The following is a 3361-nucleotide window of genomic DNA, read 5'->3' on the forward strand; positions in this document are numbered from 1 at the left end:
GGTTCGAGGGCGGTCCCGGCGGTCCAGATCCGCACCCGTCCCTCGCGCAGCACGGACGCCAGCGTCGGCAGGGACCGCATCGGCGCGTCCGGCCACTCCCCGCGCCACTCCAGGCGCCACAGCTCGGGCCAGGACTCGGGGTAGGGCGGGTCGAGGACGGTGACGACGAGCCGCTCCCCCTCCAGTTCGGCGAGCGCGATCCGGTCGGCCCGCAGCGGCCCGCGCAGCGCGGAGACGACGGCGTGGCTGACGTCGCGGACGGTCCCGGCGGTCGACAGCACGGAGGCGAGCCGCTGCACGCGGGCCACGTCGGTGGCCTCGGGGCGCAGCGCGGCGGCGTCCGCGATCGTCCCCAGGAGCCGCACCTGGCGTCCCGCCTCGGCCTTCGCGAGCCGGCCGCGCAGCCGCAGCCAGCGCGGGGTGCCGCTGGGTCCGATCACCCGGAACTCCAGTTCGCGGTCGCCGAGCGACATGTGGTCGGCCTCGACGAAGGACATCAGCGTGGGCAGGTCCTCGGGGACGGCGAGCCCGAGGAGGGTCTCGACGCGGCCGTCGAAGCGGTCCCGGGTGAGCCCGAACAGCTCCAGGACCCGGTCGCCGACCTCGACGCGCCCGGTGTCCATGGCGAGCGCGAACCCGTCGCCGCCGACCTCCTCGGGCGGGGCGGTGCGTGGGGCGGGCCAGGAGAGGGCGTCGGCGACGAGGCCGAGGCAGGCGTGGTCCTCGGCGTCGAAGGGGTGCTCCCCGACGGCGACGAGACAGCCGCCGGCCGCGGGCAGGGCTGTCAGGTGGGCCTCCCCGGCGGACATCCGGCGTGACTCCGGGCAGTCGGCCAGCTCCGCGGGCCCGAGCCGGACGGGCCGCCCGGTGCGGACGGCGACGGCGACCGGGGAGTTCCCGTCGGGCGGGTAGGTCTCGCGCAGTCCGTAGAGGGTGCGGGGCACGCCCGCGGAGTCGACGAGGCACAGCAGGCCGCCCTCGCCGGGCGCGTAGCCGGCGGCACAGGAGGCGCCCGCGAAGACGAGCGCCTGCTCCAGCGTCCGTCTCACCCGTTCGGGCGAGTGCGGATCGGACCCGACGGTCTTGAGGGCCACCTCGGCACGCGGCGCCCGCCCTCCCTGCCGCGCTCCTCCCTCAGTCACCACGTCCGTATTACAGCGCTTACGCCGCCTTCCCGCAGCCCCTGCGACCGTTCCCAGCGGCCGGAAAGGCTTCCGGAGGCGTCGGAGCGGGCCGTTCCGATCGGAGGGGCGCACTCCGGCGGACGGGGGCGCTCGAAACCCCCCGAACATGTCTTTACCCGTGCGTTCCGCATGTCCATCTCATGACAGCCGTGACTGTCGGCGGCCCCCGGCGCCCTGGAAATCTCGTTGCCGGGCCACGGAGGGGGACGCATGGACAAGCGGTACGAGGTGTACGCGCTGGCAGACCCGCACTTCTACGAGACTCCGGACCGGCTCGGCGCCGGCCGGGACGAGTCCGCGGGGTGGTACGCGACGGCGCGCAGGCCGGTGCCGGCGGGCTGGGAGTCGGCACGCGTCGGCGACTGGCTGGTCCTGACCCCGCAGGCGGCCGAGGGCCCGGAGCAGGGCTGGAAGATCCACGCCTCGGCGACCCGTGAGAACGCGGAGAAGATCGCCTCGATCGTCTGGGACTACTGCGTGCCGCGCGGCATCCCGTTCAAGTTCGTGCCGGGTCCGCACCTGCTGCACCTGCGCAACACGAAGTACGCGGGCCGTGACGGCAGCGGCAAGTTCGTCACCGTCTACCCGGCGGACGAGGAGCGGCTGCACGAGGTGCTGCGGGAGCTGGGCACCCTCCTGGAGGGCCTGGAGGGCCCGTACATCCTGACCGACCTGCGCTGGTACGACGGCCCGCTGTACGTCCGGTACGGGGCGTTCGCCCGGCGGTTCGTCGTCGACGACCGGGGCTCGCTCGTCCCGGCGGTGGCGGACGGCTCCGGCACGCTGGTCCCGGACCGCAGAGCGCCCTCGTTCCAGGTCCCGGAGTGGGTGACGCTGCCGGAGTTCCTCCAGCCGCATCTCGCGGCCCGCAACACGACGACGGTCGGCGAGCTGCCGTACCGGATCGAGAAGGCGCTGCACTTCTCCAACGGCGGCGGGGTCTACCAGGGCGTCGACACGCGGACCGGGGAGAAGGTCGTCCTCAAGGAGGGCCGGCCGCACGCGGGGCTCGCCTCCGACGGGGCCGACGCGATCGCCCGTCTTGAGCGGGAGAAGCAGGCGCTGGAGGCATGCGCCGGTACCGGTGTGGTGCCCGAGGTGCGGGACTGGTTCGAGCTGGGCGGGCACCGGTTCCTCGTCATGGACTTCCTGGAGGGCAAGCCCCTCAACTCGTACTTCGCCCAGACGCATCCGCTGCTGGTACCCGACCCCGACCCGGCGGCGGTCGCCGCGTACACGCGGTGGGCGGTACGGGTGCACGGCAAGGTGGAGGCGGCGGTGGCCGCCGTCCACGCGCGGGGGATCGCCTTCAACGACCTGCACGTCTTCAACATCATGGTCGGGCCCGACGAGTCGGTGAGCCTGCTGGACTTCGAGGCGGCGGCGCCGGTGACGGCGAACGGCCGCCAGGTGGTCGCGCACCCCGGGTTCTTCGCGCCGCCGGACCGCCGGGGCGTCGACGTCGACCTGTACGCCCTCGCCTGTCTGCGGCTCGCCCTGTTCATGCCGGTGACGACACTGTTCGTGGTCGACCGGGGGAAGGCCGCGCATCTCGCCGAGGTGATCGGGGAGCAGTTCCCCGACGTGCCGCGCGACTTCCTGGCCGAGGCGGTCGCGGAGATCACCCGCGACACCTCGCACAGCGCGTCGGCCCCGACGGGGGACGGGACCGGCGCGCGCCGCCGCCCGGCACCCGCGCAGTGGCCGCTCAGCCGGGACTCCATGGTGGAGGCGATCCTCGCGTCGGCCACCCCGGACCGCACCGACCGGCTCTTCCCGGGGGACGTCGCCCAGTTCTCCGACGGCGGCGGCCTCGGCATCGCGCACGGCGCGGCGGGCGTCCTGTACGCGCTGCGGGCCGCGGGCGCGGACCGCTACGAGGAGGGCGAGCGCTGGCTCCTCGACCGCACGGCCCCACCGCCCCCGGGCACCCCGCTCGGCCTGTACGACGGACTCGCGGGCGTCGCGCACGTCCTCGCGCTCCTCGGGCACCACGAGCGCGCCCTCGACCTGGTCTCCGGGATCCTGCGCGAACGCTGGCAGAAACTCTCGTCCGACCTTCAGGGCGGCCTCGCGGGCCTCGGTCTCGCGCTGGGCGGCATCGCCGACCTCACCGGCGAGTCCGCGCTGCACGCGCACGCCGCCGAGGCCGCCGGCCTCGTCGTCCGCAGGCTCGC

2 protein-coding genes are annotated in these 3361 nt (G+C 74.7%); one reads left to right on the forward strand and one right to left on the reverse strand.

The annotated features are described in order from the left end of the window. Window positions 1–1145: PAS domain-containing protein (locus ACVNF4_RS34090; RefSeq protein WP_461806742.1), on the reverse strand; the 1145-nt coding region annotated here is incomplete at its 3' end. 249 nt (window positions 1146–1394) lie between these two features. Between ACVNF4_RS34090 and lanKC the strand changes: the two genes are divergently transcribed. Continuing rightward, the coding region (gene lanKC / locus ACVNF4_RS34095; RefSeq protein ID WP_461806743.1) for a class III lanthionine synthetase LanKC at window positions 1395–3361 on the forward strand (1967 nt) is incomplete at its 3' end.

Source organism: Streptomyces sp. S6, from assembly GCF_054880855.1.